Here is a 24,175-nt window from a genome sequence, read left to right on the forward strand (position 1 = left end):
GCACTGCTGGGCCGAGCCTAAACCGTGCGGGCACTAAGCTGGAAACCAATGAAACTTCTTGAGCAGCTCCCTGGTTCCAACGCCTCCAGTCCCCTCGGTCCGGACGAGATCTACACCCGGTTCGTTGAATGGACGGAAGGCCGCGGCCTGCAGTTGTACGCTGCGCAGGACGAGGCGATCATGGAGCTCGCCTCCGGCGCCAACGTCATCCTGGCCACGCCCACGGGCTCGGGAAAATCCCTTGTTGCCATTGCAGCCCACTTCGAAGCCATGGCCCGCGGCCAACGCAGCTATTACACCGCTCCCATCAAGGCTTTGGTTTCGGAGAAGTTCTTCGCGCTCTGTGACATCTTCGGCGCCGAAAACGTTGGCATGATTACGGGTGACTCCGGTGTGAACCAGGATGCGCCGATTATCTGCTGCACCGCAGAGATCCTCGCCAACATTGCCCTGCGTGAGGGAGCCTCCGCGGAACTCGGCGCTGTGATCATGGATGAGTTCCACTTCTACTCCGATCCCCAGCGCGGATGGGCCTGGCAGGTTCCACTGTTGGAACTCCCCCAGGCCCAGTTCCTGCTCATGTCCGCCACGCTGGGAGACGTCAGCCGCTTCGAAACCGGCCTGAGCGAACTGACCGGACGGCCCACCACTACCGTCAGCTCCGCGGAACGACCCATCCCGCTGCATTACTACTATCACCAGACACCGGTCCACGAGACCCTGGAAGAACTGCTCTCCACCAAGCAGGTCCCCGTCTACGTTGTGCACTTCAGCCAGGCAGAGGCGATCGAGCGCGCCCAGAACCTGATGAGCATCAACATGTGCAGCCGGCAGGAAAAGGACCGCATCGCAGAGCTCATCGCCGGTTTCCGGTTCGCGGCAGGCTTCGGAAAGACGCTCAACCGGCTCGTCCGCCACGGCATCGGCGTCCATCACGCCGGCATGCTGCCGAAGTACCGCCGTTTGGTGGAGCAACTGGCCCAAGCCGGGCTCCTGAAGGTCATCTGCGGCACCGACACCCTGGGCGTAGGCATCAATGTGCCCATTCGGACAGTTCTGCTGACAGCCTTGAGCAAATACGACGGCGTACGCACGCGGGTGCTCAACCCGCGTGAGTTCCACCAGATTGCCGGCCGCGCCGGGCGCGCAGGATACGATACCGCCGGCACTGTGGTGGTCCAGGCTCCGGATCACGTAGTGGAGAACGCCAAGGCCATGGCAAAGGCCACCGCAAAGTTCGGCGACGACCAGAAGAAGCTGCGCCAAGTGGTCAAGAAGAAACCTCCCGAGGGTTTCGTTTCGTGGGGTGAGTCAACCTTCAAGCGGCTGGTGGAGTCCGTTCCGGAGCCGCTGACCTCAAGCTTTGCCGTTACCCACGCGATGCTCCTTAACCTCATGGAACGCCCCGGAGATCCGTTCCAGGCAACCCGGCGTTTGCTCAGCGAAAACCACGAGAACCGGCCCGCGCAGCTGAAACTCATGAGGAAGGCGCTGGGAATTTACCGCGAACTGCTGGCAGCAGGTGTGGTGGAACGCATTCCGGAAGACGAACAACAATCCGAGGGCCGTTCTGTCCGCTTGACGGTTCACTTGCAGGCCAACTTCGCCCTCAACCAACCGCTTTCCCCGTTTGCCCTTGCCGCCCTTGAGCTCCTTGATCCAGAGTCGCCGTCGTATGCCCTGGATGTTGTCTCAGTTATCGAGGCCACGTTGGAGAAGCCGCGCCAGATTCTCTCGGCGCAGCAGAAGAAGGCCCGTGGAGAGGCCGTTGCCGCCATGAAGGCTGACGGCATCGAATATGAGCAGCGCATGGCCATGCTCGACGAAGTGACGTACCCGATGCCCCTGGCGGAGATTCTCGGTGAAGCTTTCGAGGTGTACCGCAAGGCCGCGCCGTGGGTGGGCGACTTCGAGCTCGCGCCCAAATCGATCATCCGCGACATGTATGAACGCGCCATGAACTTCGGAGAGTTCGTACAGTTTTACGGCCTGGCCCGCTCTGAAGGCATAGTGCTGCGCTACCTGGCGGATGGATTCCGTGCACTCAGGCAGACCGTGCCCCAGGATTTGCTGCGCGAGGATCTCGAAGACCTCATCGCCTGGCTTGGCGAACTTGTCCGTCAAGTGGACTCGAGCCTCCTTGATGAATGGGAGGAGCTCACCTCAGGGCTGACGCCAACACCGCACGACGCTCCCCCACCCCCGCCGCCGCTCTTGACCACGAACACCAGGGCTTTCCGCGTCATGGTCCGGAACGAGATGTTCCGCAGGGTGGAGCTCTTCGCGGACGAGGATTCTGCTGCCTTGGGTGAACTGGACGCTGACGCCGGCTGGGACGCAGAACGCTGGGAAGAGGTTCTGGACGACTATTTCGATGAACACGACGACATCGGCACGGGCCCCGACGCCCGGGGTCCGGGCTTGCTCATCATCACCGAGGAACCCGGTACGTGGCGGGTCCGGCAGATTTTTGATGACCCCGCCCGGAACCACGACTGGGGCATCTCGGCCGACGTGGATCTCGCGGCATCCGACGAGACGGGCACTGCTGTGGTTCGCGTGACGAACGTCAACCGGCTCTAGTTCAATCGGCTCAGGTTAACCGGCTTTAGGAGGTCCCATGGAACCCATCCCTGATCTCGGCAGCAGCCTGCGGTCGCTGGAGGTCATGAGCGCAGAACCTACGGCTCCGTGGACCGGATCACGGCGATGGTGGGCCCCTGCTGCTGGAGTTCCGGGACTGGACGTTGAGGGCCTTGCTTTGGGTGCGGTGCGGGCTGCAGCAACAGCGCTGAACGCGTTGACGGGAACCACGGGCAGGTATTCCGTCGGTGCCGGGCCCACCGCGGCGGCGTTCGATTCCCTGGGGCACTTGAGGATAGCCGGGCAGAAACCTGAAGGCTTCGCTCCGTTGTCCGGTTTCCGACGAACTGCCGATGGCTGGATCCGCCTCCACGCCAACTACCCACACCACGCAGCCCGTCTCATGGAAGCAGTCTCGGCCAGCGAAGCTGCGGATGTGGACCGCGCCCTGCTGGCCATGACGTCCTTGGAAGCCGAAGACGTTATTACTGGCAACAACGGTGTGGCTGCCGCCGTCCGAACAAGGGACGAATGGGCGGCCACTCCCATGCATGCAGCAGCCAGCGGCGGGCCTTGGATCAGCTTCGACCAACCTGCACCATCCGCGGAAGCCGGCCGCCCGTCGTCGTGGGTTCCTTCCACGGACCCTGATCACCCTCTGGCAGGCCTGAAGGTCCTGGACCTGACCCGCGTCATTGCCGGCCCCGTGGCTACGCGGCTCCTCGGCGCCCTGGGCGCGGACGTCCTGCGGATCGACCCTCCCCACCTCCCGGAACTCACGGACGCCTTCATTGACTCAGGCTTTGACAAGCGAAGCGCCGAAGCCGACTTCCGGGATCCTGACGCCCTGAACATGGTCAAGAGCCTCATAGCGACCGCCGACGTAGTGGTCATGGGATATCGCGACGGCGGGCTGGATCGCTTTGGTTTAGGCCCTGGCGCCCTGCTTGCTCCCCGCGCGGACCTCGTTGTGGTGTCCTTGAGCGCTTGGAGCCAGGGAGGTCCTTGGAAGGGGCGCCGCGGCTTCGACAGCCTGGTCCAGGCAGCATGCGGAATAGCTGACCGGTACGGCCGCTCGGCCGACGGCGGGTGGAAGCCCGGAGCGCTGCCCGTGCAGGCACTCGATCACGCCACGGGCTATGGCCTTGCTGCTTCAGTGTTCTCGTTGCTGACCCAACGCCTTGGCACGGGACGTGGTGGTACAGCCCGGCTTTCACTTGCCCGCACAGCGGAAGAACTACTTCTTCTTCCGGCACTAACGGACTCTGACGCTGTACTTCCGGAACCGGACTATCACGAAGTAGACAGCCCGTACGGGCGCCTGCGCTACGTTGGCCCGCCCATCATGGTGGACGGTATTCCCCTTCGCTATAAAGAACCTCCCGTTACGTACGGGTCCTCCGCTCTGCGCTGGCGGTAGGCGGCCCGGGCCCTAGTAAGCTCGGAAGCATGAGTGTAATCCGCCCTGCCACCGTTGAAGACGTTCCCGCCATCCTGCGTATGATCCACGATCTTGCGATCTACGAAAAGGAACCCGACGCCGTCAGGAACACCCCGGAGCTCCTTACCGAGGTGCTCTTCGGTGAAAACCCCCGGGTGTACGCGACCATGGCCGCGAATGCCGCTGGGACTGTGCAGGGTTTCGCCCTGTGGTTCCTGAACTACTCAACGTGGGAAGGCGTACACGGCATCTACCTCGAAGACCTCTATGTCATTCCGGAAGCGCGCGGCGAGGGCCACGGCAAGGCCCTCCTGCAGCATCTGGCCGCGACCGCCGTCGAACGCGGTTACGCACGGGTGGAGTGGAGCGTCCTGGACTGGAACGAGCCGTCCATCAACTTCTATAAGAACCTCGGCGCTTTCCCCATGGAGGAGTGGTCAACCTTCAGGCTGACCGGTGAGGCGCTGGATGCGTTCGGAGCAGGTGCCAGTACCGGCAACAAGGCTCTTGCCAATGGCTGAGATGCAAGCTTTGACCGACGCTCACCGCATCCGCGCACGGCACGAATTCCGCGGTCTCCGTACCGCCGAGCACTACTTCACCGTCCCCCTTGACCATGGTTCGGCCAAAGGCGTTCAAGAGGCCCAGCCGAGCGGCGAGACGATCACCGTCTTCGCACGGGAGTATTCCTCAACCGCGTACTCCGCAGAGGAGGCCGCCAAACTGCCGTGGTTGCTGTTTCTCCAAGGCGGACCCGGCGGACGCGGGAACCGCGTCACTTCCCTTTCCGGTTGGATGAAGGCAGCCGCCAAGGACTTCCGGATCCTGATGCTGGACCAGCGCGGCACGGGGCTTTCCACTCCTGTTGAGCGACAGTCATTGGCGCTCCGGGGAGACGCCGCAGCCCAGGCTGACTACCTGACGCATTTCCGGGCCGATTCGATCGTGGCCGACGCCGAATTCATCCGGCACGCCTTGGATTCCGGGCCATGGTCAGTGCTGGGCCAGAGCTTCGGTGGATTCTGCGCGTTGACCTATCTGTCGTTCGCCCCGAAGGGGCTGCGGGAGGTGCTCATCACCGGAGGCCTGGCTCCACTGCACGGCCCGGCAGAGCGCGTTTACCGCGCCACCTTCCGCCGGGTGGCGGAGAGGAATGCCGAGTACTTCGCGTGGTATCCGGAGGACCGTGAGAGGGTCACAAGGATCGTCCGCCACCTCGAACGGCATGAGGAGTTCCTGGCCAGCGGAGAACGGTTGACGCCGGAACGGTTCCAGATGGTGGGGTCCTTCCTTGGCGGCAACACCCGTGTTGACTCCTTGCATTACCTCTTGGAGGACGCCTTCATCGAAACGCCTTTGGGTGAACGCCTGTCAGAGGCGTTCCTGGAGGAGGTACGCAATCTCGTCAGCCGGGCCGGGAATCCGCTATACGCAGTACTTCACGAATCGATCTACGGGCAGGGCGAGGCCACGGACTGGGCGGCGTGGCGGGTATTGGACGAATTCCCGGAGTTCAAGCCGGAAGCAGAGGCACCCCTGCTCACGGGAGAAATGATCTACCCCTGGTACTTCGAACAGGATCCGGCCCTTGTCCCGCTCCGGGACGTGGCGGCTTTGCTGGCTGCCAAATCGGATTGGAGTTCCCTTTACGATCATCAGCAGCTAGCAGCCAATATCATTCCGGTGGCAGCCGCCGTCTACAAGGACGACATCTATGTGGACCATGACCTCTCAATGGAAACCGCGGAAGCAGTCCGTGGACTTCAAACGTGGGTCACCGACGACTTCCACCACGACGGCATAGGGGAAGACGGGGAGGGTATCTTTGGGCGGCTCTTCGGGCTGGTGAGGGGTTCCCGCTAACCTCACCTGTTTCCTACAGCGGCGGAATGGCGCACCCGGACAGCGGTGGCGGCGGTTAGCGCCAGCATTGCTGCGGCCAGCACTCCAGCGGTAATGTTGAGCCCTTCATAGCCGAGCCAGGCGAGGACAAGTCCGGACGTAGCGCCCCCGGTGGCGCCAGCCGCGCCCATGAGCGTATCTGAAACGCCCTGCACGGTGACCCGCTGTGTTTCGGCGACGCTCTCGGCGAGGAGGGTGGAGCCCGCGATGGTCGCCGCGGACCACCCAAGGCCAAGAATGACCAGCCCCGTGGTGACCAACACAGGCTCTTGCTGGCCGATTCCAGCGATCAGCACCGCGACCAGCAGGAGTCCGTGGCCGATGGCGATGGTCTGGATGCGGCCGGCTTTGTCAGTCAACCAGCCCCAGAGCGGCGACAGGGCGAACATGCCGGCGATGTGCAGCGAAATGGTCAGCCCGATGACAACCAAGGCGTCCGTGCTGTCAGTTGTTCCGCCGTGGTGGCCGGCATGGGAACCACCCACCAACTGCTGCAGGTGCAAGGGGGTCATGGACATGATGGCCACCATGACGCCGTGGGCCGTGATCACGGCTGCTAGCGCCAGGAGGGCCCGGGGCGAGGAACGAACAGCCCGGAGGCCGGAGCGGATAGTGCCCCTTGCAGGGAGGGTCCCAGCGCCTGCGGCCTCCGAGGCCAGCCGCCGCGCCAACAACAACGGGTCCGGCCGCAAGCCGGCAAAAAGCAGCACTGCCGCCAAGAACAAGCCCGCAGCAGAGAACACAAAAGGCCCGGCAATGGACGGCAGGCCCAAGGCGGCCCCCACTACGGCACCTGGCTGGATGAGGTTTGGGCCGGCCACAGCTCCAATCGTGATCGCCCAGACAACCGTGGAAAGCGATCTGCCGCGGTGTTCAGCGTGGGCGAGGTCGACGGCGGCGAACCTCGCTTGGAGGTTGGCGGCTGAACCAAGCCCGAGGAAACCGGCAGCAAGCAGGAGCAGCGGGAACGATTCGACCACCACGGATGCCATCACCAGAAGCGCCCCGATAGTGGCAGCCACCAGGCCAGAGACCAGACCCACGCGCCGTCCGCGCGCCTCCGCCAGCCGTGCCAACGGTAATGCAGACAAAGCAGCGGCGAGGGTGAGAATAGTGGTGATGGATCCCGCCCATGCCTCGGAGCCTGACAGATCTACAGCCAGGAGGGATCCAATGGACAGTGTGGCGCCGTTGCCAATTCCGCTGAGGAGCTGGGCCGAACTGAGCAGGAAAACAGTACGGCGCTGAACCCGTTGGGGGTCCAGCGCCGTAGTAGAAGTGGTAGTCACTTCAAGAGACTACAACCTTCACTGCCCAGTTACTCTGCTTCGCTCAAGCTCTTCTTCGCGTCCTCTTCCAGCCGTGCGTCCAGCTTGGACTGGCGCGCCGCCGGGCTGAGCAGGCTGGCCACGACCGCTACGACGATCGTACCGATAATGACCGCCAACGAAACGAAGGTGGGAATCTCGGGAGCCCACTCGATGTGGTGGCCGTTGTTGATGAACGGAAGCTCATTGACATGCATCGCGTGCAGGACGAGCTTGACGCCAATGAAAGCCAGGATGACTGACAGTGCGTGCTTCAAGTAGATCAGGCGGCTCATCAGCCCACCCAGCAGGAAGTACAGCTGACGGAGGCCCATGAGCGCGAAGATGTTGGCTGTGAAGACGATAAAGGCGCTCTGGGTCAGGCCGAAGATCGCCGGAATGGAATCCACTGCGAACAGGAGGTCGGTCATGCCGATGGTCACGAAGACGATCAGCATCGGGGTAAAGACCTTCTTGCCGTTTACCGTGGTCCGCAGTTTGCCGCCGTCGAACTTTTCGGACATCGGCAGGACCTTGCGCAGGCGCGCCACGAGGGGGTTTTCGGCACCTTCTTCTTCGTCTTCACCGGAATCGGTGGCCTGCTTCCACGCAGTCCACAGCAGGAACGCGCCGAAGATGTAGAAGATCCAGCTGAACTGCTCGATGACTACGGCGCCCAAGGCGATGAAGATACCACGCAGGACCAGTGCGATGATGATGCCCACCATCAGCACTTCCTGCTGGTATTTCCGGGGCACGGAGAACCGGGCCATGATGATGATGAAGACGAACAGGTTGTCAATGCTCAGGCTGTATTCAGTAACCCAGCCAGCGACGAACTGGCTGCCATATTCGGGGCCAGTGAAGTAGAACATGGCACCGGCAAAGACCAGGGCCAAGGCAACGTAGAAAGCGACCCAGAGGCCGGCTTCCTTCATTGATGGTTCGTGGGGGCGCTTGACTACCAAGAGGAGGTCGATCAGCAGGATGATTCCGAGGGCGACAAACGAGCCGACCTCAAACCAGATTGGAAGCTCCATTAATGCGGGCCTTTCGCAGGGTACGGGAAAGCGGTGTAAGTCTCTCCGGCCTGCCAATGCGGTGAATGCGGATGCGGCGGCCCGCTAAGTCCGGCGAGGCATCTGTGCCTTGCGTGCTGACGGACATAGCGCTTGGGATACTCCCCTACGTGACCACAACCTTACCTTAGGCGTGCCCTGCGGACTGCATTTGACGCAATTCGCGCTTCAGTTCCCCCACCTCGTCGCGGATTCGGGCGGCGACCTCGAACTGAAGCTCCGCAGCCGCCCCGTGCATCTGTTCCGTGAGTTGTTCGATCAGGCCCACGAGGTCCTCCGCGGGAGCCGCGGCCAGCCCGTCCTTCCGGACGGTGGCTGCACCCTTGCTGCCCGACGTTCGTTTGGCTCCCTTGGCGAGCCTGTTGTTGTTCAGCAGTTCCTGGGTATCGGCGTCTTCGCGTGCCAGCTGGTCCGTGATGTCAGCGATCTTCTTCCGAAGCGGCTGGGGGTCAACGCCATTATCGGTGTTGTACTTGACCTGGATGGCACGGCGACGGTTGGTTTCCTCGATGGCGTGGGCCATGGAGTCCGTGATCCTGTCCGCGTACATGTGGACCTGCCCGGACACGTTTCGAGCGGCACGGCCAATCGTCTGGATAAGGGACGTGGATGAACGAAGGAAGCCTTCCTTGTCCGCATCCAGGATGCTGACCAGCGAGACTTCAGGCAGGTCCAAGCCTTCTCTCAGGAGGTTGATGCCCACCAGGACGTCAAAGACGCCCATTCGGAGCTCACGGAGCAGCTCAACCCGGCGCAGGGTATCGACGTCGGAGTGGAGGTACTGGACTTTGACACCATGGCCCAGGAGGTAGTCCGTGAGGTCTTCGGCCATACGTTTGGTCAAGGTGGTTACCAGGATGCGCTCATCGCGTTCGGTACGCTGGCGGATTTCGCCCAGGAGGTCATCGATCTGGCCCTTGGTGGGCTTCACGATCACCTCGGGGTCGATGAGGCCGGTGGGGCGGATGATCTGCTGGACATAGCCGTCCGCCTTGGCGAGCTCGTACTTGCCTGGCGTGGCCGACAAGTAAACGGTCTGTCCAATGCGTTCAAGGAACTCATCCCACTTCAGAGGCCTGTTGTCCATGGCCGAGGGCAGCCGGAACCCATGGTCCACCAGCGTGCGCTTCCGGGACATGTCTCCTTCGTACATGGCGCCGATCTGCGGGACGGTGACGTGGGATTCGTCGATGACCAGGAGGAAGTCGTCAGGGAAGTAGTCCAGCAGGCAGTGCGGAGCGGTACCGCCTGCACGGCCGTCAATGTGCCGGGAGTAGTTCTCGATGCCGTTGCAGAAACCCATCTGCTGCATCATTTCGAGATCGTAGGTGGTGCGCATCCGCAGCCGCTGGGCTTCCACCAGCTTGTTCTGGCTCTCCAGCACCTTCAGGCGTTCGGCGAGTTCGTCTTCGATGGCCGTGATCGCCCGGCCCATTCGCTCCGGTCCGGCCACGTAGTGCGAGGCCGGAAAGACGTACATCTCGGTTTCCTCGCGGATGACCTCACCGGTAACTGGATGCAGCGTGTAGATGTTCTCGATTTCGTCACCGAAAAATTCGATTCTGAGTGCGAGTTCCTCGTACATGGGAATGATCTCTACAGTGTCCCCGCGGACGCGGAAGGTGCCGCGGTGGAAGTCCATGTCGTTTCGCGTGTACTGCATGGAAACGAACTTGCGAAGGAGGTGGTCGCGGTTCATTTCAGCGCCCTTGGTGAGCGTCACCATGCCCGCGATGTATTCTTCGGGCGTTCCCAGACCATAAATACAGGACACTGTGGCCACCACAATGACGTCCCGCCGGGTCAGCAGCGCGTTGGTGGCCGAGTGCCGCAGGCGTTCGACTTCCTCATTGACCGATGAATCCTTTTCGATGAACGTATCCGTCTGGGGTACGTAGGCTTCCGGTTGGTAGTAGTCGTAGTACGAAACAAAGTACTCCACCGCATTGTTGGGCAGGAGTTCCCTGAACTCGTTGGCGAGCTGGGCTGCCAGGGTCTTGTTTTGAACCATGACCAACGTGGGGCGCTGCACCTGCTCAATAAGCCACGCCGTGGTGGCGCTCTTGCCCGTGCCGGTGGCGCCAAGCAGCACAACGTCCTTCTCGCCGTTCCTGATGCGTTCCGTCAGTTCCGCAATTGCCGCCGGCTGGTCTCCGGCGGGTTTGTAGTCGCTGACGACTTCGAAGGGCGCGACGACACGGTTGATCTCCTGGGCAAGACTCATGAGACCAATCTACCCCCGCCCCCGGACAGTTACCGTCCGGATTTATGTGCCGCTGCGACAGAAGAATACGACGGCGGTTGCCAGCCTGTGCGGCTGGCCCACCCATCCATCAGCGGCCACGCTACATCCGTGAACCACGGTTCCTTGGCATCGGCATAGCCAGAGGTGCCGGGGTCGCTTGCATGTTGTGCGGCCATTTCGCGCTTGTGCGCCTCATACAGGGCAACTGCAGAAGGTTCCGCCCTCAACCAGTCACGGAACAGTAGAGCGTATCTCCAACCCGGCGTGCCGGCAACGCGCACATGCAGGTTGGTCGGGCGTCCTGGATCTGCATTGGCATGGAAGCGCTTTTGCCATTGGGCCGGATCAGGTTGTGACGGCTTCGGGGTGTCCGTCGCGACGCCAGGAACACGTGGGTATCCTGCGGCCGCCAGACGTGGAGCGATCCGATCCGCCACGTCAAGGCCGGCAACAGTCACTTGAAGGTCGATAACGTCCTTGGCGGCCAGTCCGGGCACTGCCGTAGACCCAATGTGGTCCACGGCAAGGATGTCATCCGGTGCTGCCGCCTGGATCCGCGATGAGAGACGGGCCGCTTGCAGGCCCCAGTCGCCCCTTGGGGCAGAAAGGACAGGACCTTTAGTTCGCCGGGCACGAATCCCGCGCCGGCAATTGTCCGCGAAAGGAACCAATCGCCCGAACCACAGGTCGTCCACCTTGGCGAGTAGATCCTCCCGGCTACCGGAATTTTCCAGGATGATGTCCGCGGCAGCGCTCCTGGCCTCCCGGGTGGCCTGGGCGGCCATCCGCGAACGGGCGTCTTCCAGGGTCATTCCGCGCAGGTCCACCATGCGTTGAATCCGGACCTCATCGGGAGCATCCACCACAATCACCAAATGGAATGCGCTCCCCTGCCCTGTCTCGACCAGAAGGGGAATGTCCTGGACCAGAATGTCTTCATCGGCAGCTTGGGCCATGATCCCGGCTGCGGACTCCCGGACCAGCGGATGGATGATGCCGTTGAGGACTTCGCGCCGTGATGGATCCTGGAAAACTATGGCGCCAAGGGCGGGCCGGTCCAGCCTGCCCTGCCCGTCCAGGATCCCCGGCCCAAAAGCCTCTACTACGCGGGCGAGGCCAGGAGTTCCAGGCTCTACTACTTGCCTGGCGATGAGGTCGGCATCAATGAGCAGAGCCCCCAGCTCTTGCAGCCTGGCCGCCACCAACGATTTTCCCGAGGCGATGCCGCCCGTCAGCCCGATCTTCAACACCCCTCCACACTAGACTGAAGCGGTGGAAATTGAGGATGACAGCCGCGCGACGGCCTACACAACGCTGGCCGGGGGTCCCGATTTCCGTCACGAGCTGGAGATCCGCCGCTCCCGCTTCATCACCGTTCTCCGCCGCTCACCCGATGAAGACACTGCACGCTCCCTTGTGGCCGCGCTGCGGCGTGAGTTCCATGATGCACGGCACCACTGCTCTGCCTTTGTTATCGGTCCGGACAGGATGATTCAACGTTCCAGTGACGACGGCGAACCGTCGGGCACGGCGGGTATCCCCATGCTGGAAGCACTGCTCAAGCGTGAGACAGCGCCCGGGGTGACTGACCTTAGCGACGTGAGTGCCGTCGTCGTCCGCTATTTTGGTGGGATTCTGCTGGGTGCCGGCGGGCTCGTCCGCGCCTATTCGGAGTCGGTCTCGGCGGCGCTTGATGCCGCCCCGCTGGTAGAGCGCCGCCGCTTGCGGCTATACGCCGTCAGCGTTCCGCATGCCGCTGCCGGGCGACTGGAAAATGACCTCCGCTCGGCCAGGTACGTGATGGCGGAGACCAGCTATGAAGCCAAGCACACAGTCCTGCGGCTGGCGCTCCCCGATGAGCCGGCAGCAATAGCCGACGCCGTGGCCCGGCTCGCGGCGTTGACCGCCGGGTCTGCAGTGCTCCAGCCGGAAGGAACGGAGTGGATCGATGTCCAGGACTGAGCCGGACCCGGGTTCCGTGGAGACTGGCATCTGGTTGGGCCGGAGTTTCCGGGGCCAAGGCCTTGGCCGCCTGGCGCTCTGATAGCCCGTCCCTGGCCACACAGCTTAAGCAAAAGGACCCCTGCCGTGAGGCAGGGGTCCTTCTTTGGCTATTCAGCGCATCCCGTGAGGGGTGGCGGAATTAGTTGCCGGTCAGCTTCTCGCGCAGTGCTGCGAGAGCTTCGTCGGACGCCAGGGTGCCAGCGTTGGACTCAGCAGCAGCCGGCTCCGAGGAGTAGCTGGTGGTGCCGGAATCGCTCTCACCGGACGTTGCAGCGGCAGCGTCGTCAGCAGCGTGCTGTGCAACCTGCTTCTTGTGGGCTTCCCAACGGGTCTGGGCGTCAGCGTACTGCTGCTCCCAAGCGGCGCGCTGGGTCTCGTAGCCCTCGAGCCATTCGTTCGACTCGGGGTCGAAGCCCTCGGGGTACTTGTAGTTGCCCTCTTCGTCGTACTCAGCGGCCATACCGTACAGAGCGGGATCGAACTCGGTGCTGTCAGCGTCAACGCCCTCGTTAGCCTGCTTGAGGGAGAGGGAGATGCGACGACGCTCGAGGTCGATGTCGATGACCTTGACGAACAGTTCGTCGCCAACGGAGACAACCTGCTCGGCCAGCTCCACGTGGCGGACAGCCAGTTCGGAGATGTGCACGAGGCCTTCGATGCCGTCTTCGACGCGAACGAACGCACCGAACGGAACCAGCTTGGTGACCTTACCCGGAACAACCTGGCCGAGGGCGTGGGTGCGGGCGAAGGTCTGCCACGGGTCTTCCTGCGTAGCCTTGAGCGACAGGGAGACACGCTCGCGGTCCAGATCCACTTCGAGGACCTCGACGGTGACTTCCTGGCCAACCTCGACAACCTCGGACGGGTGGTCGATGTGCTTCCAGGAGAGCTCGGAAACGTGAACGAGGCCGTCTACGCCGCCAAGGTCCACGAATGCACCGAAGTTGACGATGGAGGAAACGACGCCGGGACGAACCTGGCCCTTTTCCAGCTTGTTGAGGAACGTGGAGCGGACCTCGGACTGGGTCTGCTCAAGCCATGCACGGCGGGACAGCACAACGTTGTTGCGGTTCTTGTCCAGCTCGATGATCTTGGCTTCGATCTGCTGACCGATGTACGGAGCGAGGTCGCGGACACGACGCATCTCCACGAGCGATGCGGGCAGGAAGCCGCGCAGGCCGATGTCCAGGATGAGGCCACCCTTGACGACCTCGATGACGGTACCGGTAACGACGCCGTCTTCTTCCTTGACCTTCTCGATGTCGCCCCAGGCGCGCTCGTACTGAGCACGCTTCTTGGAGAGGATCAGACGGCCTTCTTTGTCTTCCTTGGTGAGAACCAAAGCTTCGACCTGATCGCCAACGGCAACAACTTCGCCGGGGTCAACGTCGTGCTTGATGGAAAGCTCGCGGGAAGGGATGACACCTTCGGTCTTGTAACCGATGTCGAGCAGGACTTCGTCGCGGTCGACCTTGACGACGGTACCTTCGACGAGGTCACCGTCGTTGAAGTACTTGATGGTGGCGTCGACAGCTGCGAGGAAGTCCTCAGCGGTACCGATGTCGTTAATGGCGACTACGGGGGTACCGGGCTTCTCGGTGGAGGTGATGGTCATGTAGTAGGGGCTCCGTTGTGGATAGTGTGTCGGTCAGGCAAACCGCTGCCGCCCGGGTCCGGACGGCAGAACACGGCAAAATACCGGGTCATCCTGATTTGTGGATTAATACAAAATGGACGCATGCACGTAGTACACGCCCGTTTATTCTAGTCGTATCTGCAAAGCAGGGTCAAAAGGACCCCGGCAGGACCAGCAAAGGCCTTCACCCAGGCAGGACGTCACCCAGCCGCGCGAAGGTAACCCCGCCGTCCAACAAGCGCGGCAAAGCCCTCGCATAACCCTCGGCAGTTCCTGAGGCCGGCCTGTTGAAGTGCGAAATCACGATGTCCCCCGCCGCAACCCGAGCCACTTCCCCGGCGACAGTTGCGGGCGCGAAGGTGGCACCGCCGTCGCCGTTCACGGTGAAGTTGACCGGCAGCATCCCAAGCCTGCGCGTCATCGCGGCAGCGACGTCGTCGTAGAACGCCGTTCCCGGCCGGAAGAAGCGCGGCGAAACCCCCGTCAACTCATGCATGAGGGCCTGGTTGCCCATCAACTCCTCGTAAACCGCGGCTGGGTTCGCCGTTCCGGCAATGCCGTAGGCGGACCTTCCGTTGACTGACAACGGCAAATGGAGTGTGCCGTGGTTGGCGAGCTCGAACAAGGGGTCGGCTGCCAATTCGGCGGCAAGTGACCTGTTCGCCGTGATCCAGCGGCTATTAATGAAAAGGGTGGCCGGGACGTTGAGGCTGCGAAGGGACTTCAGCAATTTGTGGTCGCAGCCGGTTCCGCCGGGCCCGCCGCAGGCGTCGAAGGTAAGGGCCACATGCCGGGATGCGGAATTGTTCACGACACCCGCAACGTGAAGGCCCCATTCCTGTGGGCGCAGGGTCCCGAACTCGGCAACGATTTGTTCCTTGCTGGGGACAGCGGCAGGTGCTGCGGGGGCGTTCGACGGCGGAGCTACAGTGCCGTCGCCTCCCTCACCGCCGCCGGGTTTGGCGGCGATGGCCGCAGCGGCCTGCTCGCTCGAGAGCGCAGCGATGGATGGCGGCGGCGTCGCAGGGCCGGCACCCGGTCCGCTTGGCTGAGCAACAGGCGACGTCGGCCCTGGTCCGGGGGCGTCTGGCACTGCCACCCTGCCGTTGTCCGCGCAAGCCGCAAGGGCAGCAGTTGCCAATCCTGCCATTCCAAGCAGCACTGATCGCCGGCCGGCCAGCGGCCGCCGCTTGGAATCCCCCATGGATGTCCTTGTCTATTGGGTGTTTGAGCTGTTAGTAGAAGTGTATTTCTAGAAATGCGTGAGGCAGTGTGCCGGCCGCTCCACGGCAAAAAGCTGTTGGGCCCTGAACGCGGCACCCGGCTTGCACTCACTCATCCGCCCGCCCGCGGTGAGCGTCACCGGGGACACGGCACCGAGGTATATGGACGCGAGATCGGCGACGTCCATGCGGAGATCGGGTTCCTGGCCGGATGCGTCCGTGACCACCGCGGCAGCACCGCCGTCGGACTCCAACGCCCAGGTGCCACCAGCCAGACCAAGCGTGTCCGAGACGTCCATGACGAGCTTTCCGGCAACCGGGTAACGGCGGGCGGCCAGTGCTGCCGGAACATCCAGGATGCGTAACCACAGCATGTCGCGCACATCCGAGGAGTCAATGCATCTGGGATCTTCCAAGGCCCATGCCAGCGGATCATCCACCGGCGCTTCGGCCCACGTCACCTGGTCAATGAGATCGATGCTCCCAAGGAAGCGCCAGAGATCGAGGTACGCCGGGTTTGTACCAGCAACGAGGTCCACAATCTCCATCGTGTAGGGCTTCTCATCCCACCCTTTGAAGCGATAGGAAACGTAGCCGTCCAGCGTCCCGGAGGCGTCGTAGTGCAGGGCGCTCCGGACACCGGTGTCCGGCTTCCCGTCATGGCCGATCGCGCCGGAAGCCAGCAAGCGATAATACTCCTGACGGTCTACTGAGCCTGGAGTCGCCCGCTGGACAGGTTCGAAGACCTGCGGTGCAACCTCCAGGAGCACAGCTGGATCAGCGACCTCCACTGTCCCCGTCGCTTGCCCCTTGAGGCGGAAACGGGGGCCCGTATCGACCTTGATGCTGCGTTCAAATGTAGCCACGCCAAAACCGAAGCGGCCATAGATGGAACCCTCCGAGGCGGTCAGCGCTGCCATGGCGAGGCCATCGTCCTTTGCGCCCGCAAGGTCAGCGGTGATCATGCCGCGGAGCAGGCCTTTGCGCCGGTGCGTTCCACGGACGGTCACGGCGGTCACCAGGTTTGATTCCAGTTGTCGGCCAAACCCGATGTTCAGGGATTTGCGCATGGTGCCGTACGTGGCCACCGGGAACTCCGCACCCAGAGCGTGCTCGGGAACGTCACCGTTGATGTACACCCCGGTCAATTCACGGTGGTCCGCGCGGTAAGCCGCGAGTGTCTTGGCGATGTAGTCGTCATCGCGCCTGTGCTGGTGGAAGCCGTGCGAGACTGCCTGGATCCACGCTGCACAGCGGGAGTAGGCAGGGTCCTCACGATCAGCTACAGCAGGGAATTGTTGAATCCTGTATTTTTCGGCGGAGTTCGTTTCGGAATAACTTTCATTGGGATCAGCCACGCCCCGAGCCTAGCCAGACGTGGAGGGGCGCGCCACCATCCAGGCGGCGCGCCCCTCGGACGATCCTGTGGATCGTTCGGCTGACTAGTGGCCGGCCTCGAACCAGCTGGACCCTACGCCGAGCTGGACGTCCAACGGGACTGACAGCTCAGCAGCAGCACCCATTTGCTCCACCACGAGTTTTTCGACGGCTTCGCGCTCTCCGGGTGCAATCTCGAGGACAAGTTCATCGTGCACCTGGAGGAGCATCCGTGATTTCAAGCCCTGGCTTGCAAGTTCTGCGGAGACGCCCAGCATGGCCCGCTTGATGATATCGGCGGCGGAACCCTGGATAGGCGAGTTGAGGGCAATGCGCTCGGCCGCTTCGCGTGCTTGGCGATTGGTGCTGGTGAGGTCCGGGAGGTAACGGCGGCGACCTTCAATAGTGGCCGTGTAACCGTCCACCCTTGCCTGGTCCACGACACCCCTGAGGTAGTCACGCACGCCGCCAAAGCGGTCGAAGTAGTCCTTCATCAGCGTCCTGGCCTCGTCCACCGAGATCTCCAGCTGCTTTGAGAGGCCAAATGAGGTCAGGCCATAGGCCAGGCCATAGGACATGGCCTTCACCTTGGACCGCATCGCGCTGGTGACCTCGGCCGGAGCGACGTTGAAGATCCGTGAGCCCACGAAGCGGTGCAGGTCCTCCCCGTCCCTGTATGCCTGGATCAGAGCTTCGTCACCGGAGAGGTGGGCCATGATGCGCATTTCGATCTGCGAGTAGTCAGCTGACAGCAGGCATTCATACCCCTCACTGACCACGAAGATCCCGCGGACCCGGCGGCCTTCCTCGCTGCGGACCGGGATATTTTGCAGGTTGGGGTTGTTCGAGGAGATACGGCCTGTTGCTGCAATGTTCTGCGCGTACGTGGTGTGGATGCGGCCATCGTCCGCTACCGACTTCTTGAGGGTTTCAACCATCTGGGCAAGCTTGGACGATTCCCGGTGGGCCATGAGCTGCACCAGGAATTCGTGGCCGGTCTTTTCCAGCAAGGCCTTCAAGGACGCCGCATCCGTGGTGTAACCGGACTTGATTTTCTTGGTCTTCGGCAGGCCGAGTTCCTCGAAAAGGACTGTCTGCAGCTGCTTGGGCGAACCCAGGTTTACCTCGTGCCCGATCGCGGCGAATGCCTGCTCCTGGGCATTCTCGATCACCTTGGTGAGGTCCGCAAGCTGCTCGTTCATGCGATCCATGGAGACGTAGATGCCGGTGAGTTCCATCTGTGCCAGGACACGGGCCACCGGGAGCTCCAGCGTTGTCAGCAAGGCGTCGGCCTTCCGCTCGGCAAGTTCCTTTTCGAAGTGCTTGCTAAGGGAATGCACGACGGCGGCCTGCTGGACGAGCGCGGCGGCCGCCGCTTGATCGCTGCCACCCATGAGGTCCAGCTCCAATTGCCCAACCGCTGCAGTCACAGCGCCCAAGGAGATCTTGAGGTGGACCTGGGCGAGCTCAGGGAGGTCGTAGCTGCGGCGGTCCGGCTGGATTAGGTATCCCGAAATCGACGTGTCGTCAACAACGCCTTCCAGGCCCAGGCCACGGTTGTGCAGGGCCTTGAGGGCGGCTTTGAACTCGTGCACCACTTTGGCTTCTTCAGGGTCCTGCAGCCAACGGGCCAGCACCGACTCGGCTGCAGAATCCAGCCCGGTGAGCTCGATGCAGGCAGCGCCGTTGTTCCGCACCACGGCCAACGCGCTGGCGTCCTCGCCTATGCGGCCCGGGATGGGCTGGATGGCAATAGCCGAACGCATGCCCGATCCGGCGCTGAAGAACGCCTCAAGCTCATCGGCCTCCTTCAGCGTGGCAAACTCAGGGGCTTCGATGGTGTCCGGTGCAGCACCGGCGGTATCGTCTCCGTAGAGATCGAACAGGCGGGCCCGCAGTGTGCGGAATTCCAGCTCTTCAAAAAGTTCTTCCATTGCCTGGCGATCAGGGCGGGGTTCATAAAGGTCCTCAAGCGTGATCGGCAACTCAAGGTCCGTCAGCAACCTGTTGAGCCTCCGGTTGCGCTTGACGTTTTCCACGTTCTCCTTGAGCGCTCCACCTACCTTGCCGCCGATGGCGTCCAGGTTTTCAAGGATGCCGTCCAGGCCGCCGTAGAGGTTGATCCACTTGGCGGCGGTCTTTGGCCCCACGCCGGGTACGCCCGGGAGATTATCCGCGGATTCGCCCACCAATGCGGCGAGGTCCGAATAGAAGGCTGGCTTGACGAAGTATTTCTCTTCGATGGCTGCGGCGTCCAGCTTGGGGATGTTGCTGACGCCCTGTTTGGGGTAGAGCACAAAAACGTTCTCGTTGATCAGCTGGAACGAATCACGGTCCCCGGAAACCAGAAGGACCTCGAAGCCCGCGGCATCAGCCTGGGCAGCAAGGGTTGCCAGGATGTCATCGGCCTCGTAACCGGGAAGCGCGATAGTCCTAATCCCCCACGCCTCCATGACCTTCGCGATCAAGGCGATCTGGCCTTGGAACTCCGCGGGCGTCGCGTTGCGGCCACCCTTGTACTCGCTGTACTCGGCCTTGCGGAAAGTGGTGTCGTCAGAAACATCAAACGCGACGGCGACGTGCGTGGGTTTCTGGTCCTTAATCAGGTTGATCAGCATGGAGGTGAATCCGTGCACGGCGTTGGTGTGTTGGCCTCTGGCCGTCGAGAAGTTTTCGGCAGGAAGCGCATAGAAGGCCCGGAACGCCATCGAGTGGCCATCCAGGACCAGCAGCCTGGGCCGGCCCTCCCCCGTGGTGCTGGACGAAGCGGAGGCAGAGGGGGTGGGTGCTGTTGCAATGGCAGCAGCTTGGGCCGTTGGAACCTGGTCCGGTTTGGTTGTTTCACTCACAGGTGCCAGCCTAGTTGGCATGATGGACAATTTCACGCCGAACCGGTTTGTCGACGAACTCAACGAGGCAGGTGTACCGGAGGAGTTCCATGATTGGCTTTCCGGCCACGGCGTTGGCTCCCTTGTGGTAAAAATGGGCATTCGGTTTACCGAACTCAGCGCCGAACGCACTGTGGCAACCATGCCTGTGGAGGGGAACACCCAAGTAGCTGGCATCCTCCATGGCGGAGCCCACGTGGTCCTCGCGGAAACCCTGGGGTCATTCGCGGCGTCCCTTCACGCCGGCAGAGGCCGGCACGCTGTGGGAATCGAAGTCGGCGCCACGCATCACCGCTCCATCGCCAGCGGCACGGTAACTGGTACGTGCACCGCAATCCACCTGGGCGGGACGCTGGCCACGCACGAGATCGTGATCACCGATGAAAAGGGCCGCAGGCTGTCGACTGCCCGGATCACCAACATGATCCGGAACAACCGCCACTAAGCAGCAGCTGCCACCGCCGCTTCTTCTGCCGCTCCTACGGCCGGGCGACCTGCGGCGGCATGCGGTAGTGCAGCTCCGCGGCGGCCCCACCAAGGATGCGTGAGGAGAGCAACTCAAGTGGCGCCGTCGGGCCGTTGAGCGGCAGCAGCCGCTTTCCGGCGCCCAAAACAACCGGGATGATGGTGACGATCATCTCGTGGAGCAAACCGGCATTGGCGAACTGGGCGACGAGGTCACCGCCACCCACCAGCCACACGTTCTTGTCTCCGGCGTCAGCCAGGAGATCCGGGGCGAACTCGCGCACGTCCCCGCGGACGAAGGTGACATTGGAACCGGCCGGAGCCGAGTATTCATGATGGGTGAACACCCAGCAGGGGGTGTCCGGGTACGGCCACTTGCCGGGCTCGTGTTCCATGAGCCAACGGTAGGTCCCGCCGCCCATCGCAATGCAACCCACACCTGCGAAGAAGGACTCATAGCTGCCACTTACGCCCTCAACCTGGTCAAATTGCAGGAGCCAGCCGAGATCGTCGTCCGGGGAAGCAATGAAGCCATCGACGGTGGAAGCGACGTAGTACTGGAAGATCGACATGGCCCCAGACTAGTCAGTTGGCACTTGCGTTCCCATACTCCACACGGACACTGCCATCATCGCGGAGTACCACCACGCGGCCCTGGGCCAGCGTCCATCCGTCGTTCAGCAGGAAGATCCTTCCTCCACTGACCACCAGCAGCCTCAGCCCTGTGTACCGGTACAACGGCTCCGCCTCTGTACCAGCTGAGTCCTCATGAACGTTGGGTGCCGTCACCGCCAGCCGCTCCTTGCTGTACACGACGGCGGTGGGCAGCAGGCTGGACCGTTCCTGGTAATCGACTGCAGCGCCCCGTCCGAGGGCTTGCGCGTAATCGGAGGTTCCCCAGAAAAGCAGCAGGGTGACCAGGACGAACACAAGTGACCTCTCGAGCGAGCGCGGCGTGGTGGTGCGGAGTATTCGTTGGGCCGGAACCGCAGCCCTTCGGCGCACACTGAGCCCCCACGCCCCTACCAGCAAACCTGCGGCGATGAGGAAGGGCGCATAGAGCAGGATCCGTTCTGGCTGCGTTACGATTGCCACCCACATCACGGCTGCATAGGCGAAGCCAAGAACCAACACCACCATGGCGCCCCTTCGAAGCAGCGACCGGTGCCGTGCAGCGCCAAGGAGGCGGGAAACCAGCCGGTCCACCATGAGCCACAACAAGCCGATCACTACGAGCCAGGCCAACGGTTGGAAGAGCGACTGGATGCTCCGCAGGATAAAGTCCTGCACCGTATAACCAAAGAGGCTGACGTCCAGGCCCATGGCCTTTGCTTGCGCATCAGTGCGCGCCCAGCCGAAGTAGACCAGCAGGGCCGTGGCGACGGTCAAGGGCGGACCAATGACGGAAAGGACGTCCAGGGTCCGTTGCCAGCGGTTGTTGACCAGGCTCCGATCATCGGATTCCTGTGAGGCAGCGGGCTCCTGGGCGACGCTCATGGAGTTGCCGTTGGGGACGCACCGACGGAAGGAATGGTGGCCGACGGGCCGCTCTGCGTGGGTTCGGCGCTTGGCCTTGTGCTCTGGGTTCCAGGGCCCGTGCTGGTGGGGGCGGAATCATCATAGAAGAACGTCACTGTTCCGCTGATGTCCACGGTGTCCGTAATGGAAATGCGGACGGAGTCTCTGCCGTCCGACGGCGGCATCCTCACATACAGCGTCTCGTAGTCCCCTCCGCCGGCAACGATCTCCGGTGATGCCGGGACGCCGTCGAACAGGATGTCCCCGACTCTGACGTAATAGCCGTCCAGTCTTACGACCGTTCCGCCCGAGCGGGGGCCGGAGGCACGTGCTGTGCCTGCTACGGGCCTCAAGTCGCTGTCGACCACCGTCAGGCCGCTTAAGTGGCGCGGGCAAGCCTCGCCCGGGGCGGTCTCAGGCTTGAGTGGAACTCCTGGGTTGCTGCGGTGCTGGGCGATCGCAGAGGCTGACGTGGCGGCGACCGTAAATTCAAGGCACTGGGTCTGGGGTATGCGGGGTGTTGCCGCAACCGCGTTGGAAGCCCGCTGCCAGTCCTGCTGGGTCCCACTTTGCAGGGCCTTGCAGACAGCCGCACCCGCCTGCCACACCGCAGCGTCTTCCGCGCCCTCCAGGCTCTGGGCCAGTGCATCGCACTGGAATTGCTGAAGGAGGAGATACCGCTGGCCAGAGGTGGGATCGTTGGGGCCTACCGGCCCGATGGGTACCCAGCGCACCACCGGCGCTTCTGCTTGTGGGGCCCCCGGTCCCGCCGGGCCAGCGGGCTGCCCCGCCGTGGGATCGACCCTGCTGGGAACTCCTTGTGATGTTGCGCTGGTGGCCGGCGGAGCAGGGTTCGGCGATGGACTCCCGGGCGAGGTTGCGTTGGGGACGCAGGCAGAAAGTGCCAGCATCAGGACCGGAACCAGCGCCAGTCCGATGAGATGGCTTCGGGAATGGCACTTCATGACAGCCCCACATCTGCCGGATCACGACCACGCAGTAATGTAACTACACTGCAGATTATTCTCCCGAACGCACATTGCTGCCAGAGAGGCCGTTATTTTCCGAAGTACGGCACGATCAGGTAGATGCCGAACAGAACAGCCAGTCCGCAAATGCCAAAGCATATGGCGGCGAGGGAGCGTATGAGTCCGGGTGACTTCTGCTGGGCGTCACCTGCAATGGCGGTAAGGCGTACTCCCAGGGAGTAGAGGACCACCAGGCTCACAGCAGCCACGAGCGTGACGCCGGCAACCTGAACCAACTCCAACCACTTCATCGCTGCACATCCTTGTTGTTGGCGGCCTTTCGGGCTTTCTTTTTCTTGCTGAACTTGACGGCGTGGCCGGCCTCTTCGACTTCCACGGCGTTGTGGTGGCCGACATGCGACTTACGCGACGCGACGAACATGAACAGGACGGCACCGCTACCGACGACCGCAGCAATGACCACACCTACGACGCCGATATTCACCAGGAGCGCGGTGAGCCCACCCACGATCGCCGATGCCGGGAGCGTGAACAGCCACCCTATGGCGATCTTGCCCGCAGTGCCCCACCGCACGGAGGTTCCCTTGCGGCCCAGCCCGGAGCCGATGACCGAGCCGGAAGCGACCTGCGTTGTTGAGAGCGCGAAGCCCAGATGGGAAGAAGCCAGGATGGCTGAGGCCGTGCTGGTCTCGGCCGAGAAGCCTTGCGCAGGCTTGACTTCGGTCAGGCCCGAGCCCATGGTACGGATGATGCGCCAGCCGCCGGCATAGGTGCCGATGGCGATGGCCAGGGCACAAGCGGCGACAACCCAGAACTGCGGCCCGGAACCCGGCGCCTGCGTACCTGCGGCGATGAGCACCAGGGTGATGATGCCCATGGTCTTCTGGGCGTCATTGGTGCCGTGCGCGAGGGCCACCAGGCTGGAGGTGAAGATCTGGCCGGTACGGAAACCCCCACGCTTCTGCGTGAGCTTGTCGCCCGTTTCGGGATCGTGCCGGGAAGTCAGGGCATACGCGAGGCGGGTGCAAAGGTACGCCACGCCTCCGGCGATGAGTGGTGCAAAGACAGCGGGCAGGATCACCTTCTGCAGCACTGTTTCAAAGTTGATGGAGTGCAGGCCGATACCCACCACTGCGGCGCCGATGAGGCCGCCGAACAGCGCGTGCGAGGAACTGGATGGCAGGCCTTTGAGCCACGTGACCATATTCCAGAGGATTGCACCCATCAGGCCGGCGAAGATGATATCCGGCGTGATGTGGATACCGTCCGAGCCTTCCCTGATGAGTCCGCCGGAAATGGTCTTTGCCACTTCGGTTGAAAGGAACGCTCCAACAAGGTTGAGCACGGCGGCCAAGGCAACCGCCGTTTTGGGCTTGATCGCCCCCGTAGCGATAGGCGTGGCCATCGCATTGGCTGTGTCGTGAAAGCCGTTGGTGAAGTCAAAGAATAGGGCCAACGCTATGACAAGCGCGACCATGAAGGTGATTTCCACCTGTTGCCCAATCTGCAGAGTCGACG

At 62.6% G+C, this 24,175-nt stretch carries 19 protein-coding genes; 6 read left to right on the forward strand and 13 right to left on the reverse strand.

Going from position 1 to position 24,175, the window contains the following annotated elements:
* Positions 1-48: 48 nt before the first annotated feature.
* The 4 genes from ACZ5G6_RS13310 to ACZ5G6_RS13325 are packed head-to-tail and all read left to right on the forward strand — an operon-like array spanning position 49 to position 5,887.
* Complete coding sequence (locus ACZ5G6_RS13310; protein WP_223932889.1) at positions 49-2,583, forward strand: DEAD/DEAH box helicase; 2,535 nt, start codon at positions 49-51, stop codon at positions 2,581-2,583.
* A 37-nt stretch (positions 2,584-2,620) separates the two neighbouring features.
* A complete protein-coding gene (locus tag ACZ5G6_RS13315; protein ID WP_498685911.1) occupies positions 2,621-4,003 on the forward strand; it encodes a CoA transferase in 1,383 nt (460 codons plus the stop codon).
* Positions 4,004-4,032: 29 nt separating this feature from the next.
* A complete protein-coding gene (locus ACZ5G6_RS13320) occupies positions 4,033-4,545 on the forward strand; it encodes a GNAT family N-acetyltransferase (protein WP_223932891.1) in 513 nt (170 codons plus the stop codon).
* A complete protein-coding gene (locus ACZ5G6_RS13325; protein WP_498685912.1) occupies positions 4,538-5,887 on the forward strand; it encodes an alpha/beta fold hydrolase in 1,350 nt (449 codons plus the stop codon). Before ACZ5G6_RS13320 ends, ACZ5G6_RS13325 begins: the two co-directional genes overlap by 8 nt.
* A 2-nt stretch (positions 5,888-5,889) precedes the next feature.
* Here ACZ5G6_RS13325 and ACZ5G6_RS13330 read toward each other — a convergent pair whose 3' ends face one another.
* The 4 genes from ACZ5G6_RS13330 to coaE all read right to left on the reverse strand — a co-directional run bounded on the left by ACZ5G6_RS13330 (position 5,890) and on the right by coaE (position 11,807).
* On the reverse strand, positions 5,890-7,215 hold the full coding sequence (locus ACZ5G6_RS13330) for an MFS transporter (RefSeq protein WP_498685913.1): 1,326 nt from the start codon (positions 7,213-7,215) through the stop codon (positions 5,890-5,892).
* 29 nt (positions 7,216-7,244) lie between these two features.
* A complete protein-coding gene (locus tag ACZ5G6_RS13335; RefSeq protein WP_223932894.1) occupies positions 7,245-8,273 on the reverse strand; it encodes a TerC family protein in 1,029 nt (342 codons plus the stop codon).
* A gap of 166 nt (positions 8,274-8,439) precedes the next feature.
* Positions 8,440-10,536, reverse strand: coding sequence for an excinuclease ABC subunit UvrB (gene uvrB, locus ACZ5G6_RS13340; protein WP_223932895.1), 2,097 nt, complete (start codon positions 10,534-10,536; stop codon positions 8,440-8,442).
* A gap of 29 nt (positions 10,537-10,565) precedes the next feature.
* Complete coding sequence (coaE, locus tag ACZ5G6_RS13345; RefSeq protein ID WP_498685914.1) at positions 10,566-11,807, reverse strand: dephospho-CoA kinase; 1,242 nt, start codon at positions 11,805-11,807, stop codon at positions 10,566-10,568.
* A 22-nt stretch (positions 11,808-11,829) separates the two neighbouring features.
* On the opposite strand from coaE, the gene ACZ5G6_RS13350 reads away from it, so the two are divergent.
* Positions 11,830-12,519: an IMPACT family protein gene (locus tag ACZ5G6_RS13350; protein ID WP_498685915.1), complete on the forward strand. Its 690-nt coding sequence runs from the start codon at positions 11,830-11,832 to the stop codon at positions 12,517-12,519.
* 181 nt (positions 12,520-12,700) lie between these two features.
* On the opposite strand, the gene rpsA is transcribed toward ACZ5G6_RS13350, so the two are convergent.
* The 4 genes from rpsA to polA form a co-directional block, all read right to left on the reverse strand.
* The gene (gene rpsA, locus ACZ5G6_RS13355) at positions 12,701-14,176 is read right to left on the reverse strand and encodes a 30S ribosomal protein S1 (RefSeq protein WP_216925808.1); all 1,476 of its coding nucleotides are present in this window, start codon (positions 14,174-14,176) and stop codon (positions 12,701-12,703) included.
* Between the two features lie 205 nt (positions 14,177-14,381).
* The gene (locus ACZ5G6_RS13360; protein ID WP_223932898.1) at positions 14,382-15,401 is read right to left on the reverse strand and encodes a polysaccharide deacetylase family protein; all 1,020 of its coding nucleotides are present in this window, start codon (positions 15,399-15,401) and stop codon (positions 14,382-14,384) included.
* Positions 15,402-15,449: 48 nt separating this feature from the next.
* Entirely contained in the window at positions 15,450-16,778 is a 1,329-nt protein-coding gene (locus ACZ5G6_RS13365) for a GNAT family N-acetyltransferase (RefSeq protein ID WP_498685916.1), read from the reverse strand.
* A gap of 84 nt (positions 16,779-16,862) precedes the next feature.
* Positions 16,863-19,505, reverse strand: a complete 2,643-nt coding sequence (gene polA, locus ACZ5G6_RS13370; RefSeq protein WP_498691852.1) for a DNA polymerase I — start codon at positions 19,503-19,505, stop codon at positions 16,863-16,865.
* Positions 19,506-19,665: 160 nt separating this feature from the next.
* On the opposite strand from polA, the gene ACZ5G6_RS13375 reads away from it, so the two are divergent.
* Positions 19,666-20,130, forward strand: coding sequence for a hotdog fold thioesterase (locus tag ACZ5G6_RS13375; protein ID WP_223932901.1), 465 nt, complete (start codon positions 19,666-19,668; stop codon positions 20,128-20,130).
* Positions 20,131-20,164: 34 nt separating this feature from the next.
* Here the strand turns inward: ACZ5G6_RS13375 and ACZ5G6_RS13380 are convergent, their stop codons facing one another.
* From ACZ5G6_RS13380 to ACZ5G6_RS13400, 5 genes are all read right to left on the reverse strand, one after another.
* Complete coding sequence (locus ACZ5G6_RS13380) at positions 20,165-20,722, reverse strand: dihydrofolate reductase family protein (protein WP_223932902.1); 558 nt, start codon at positions 20,720-20,722, stop codon at positions 20,165-20,167.
* Positions 20,723-20,735: 13 nt separating this feature from the next.
* The gene (locus ACZ5G6_RS13385) at positions 20,736-21,647 is read right to left on the reverse strand and encodes a hypothetical protein (RefSeq protein ID WP_223932903.1); all 912 of its coding nucleotides are present in this window, start codon (positions 21,645-21,647) and stop codon (positions 20,736-20,738) included.
* The gene (locus tag ACZ5G6_RS13390; protein ID WP_498685917.1) at positions 21,644-22,633 is read right to left on the reverse strand and encodes a hypothetical protein; all 990 of its coding nucleotides are present in this window, start codon (positions 22,631-22,633) and stop codon (positions 21,644-21,646) included. The genes ACZ5G6_RS13385 and ACZ5G6_RS13390 overlap by 4 nt, the downstream gene beginning before the upstream one ends.
* A 92-nt stretch (positions 22,634-22,725) precedes the next feature.
* Positions 22,726-22,947 carry a hypothetical protein gene (locus tag ACZ5G6_RS13395; protein WP_223932905.1) on the reverse strand — a complete coding sequence of 74 codons (222 nt, stop codon included), beginning with the start codon at positions 22,945-22,947 and terminating at the stop codon, positions 22,726-22,728.
* A complete protein-coding gene (locus ACZ5G6_RS13400; RefSeq protein ID WP_223932906.1) occupies positions 22,944-24,149 on the reverse strand; it encodes an inorganic phosphate transporter in 1,206 nt (401 codons plus the stop codon). Before ACZ5G6_RS13400 ends, ACZ5G6_RS13395 begins: the two co-directional genes overlap by 4 nt.
* Positions 24,150-24,175: the final 26 nt, after the last annotated feature.

Source organism: Arthrobacter sp. TmtSoilC51 (genome assembly GCF_055388015.1).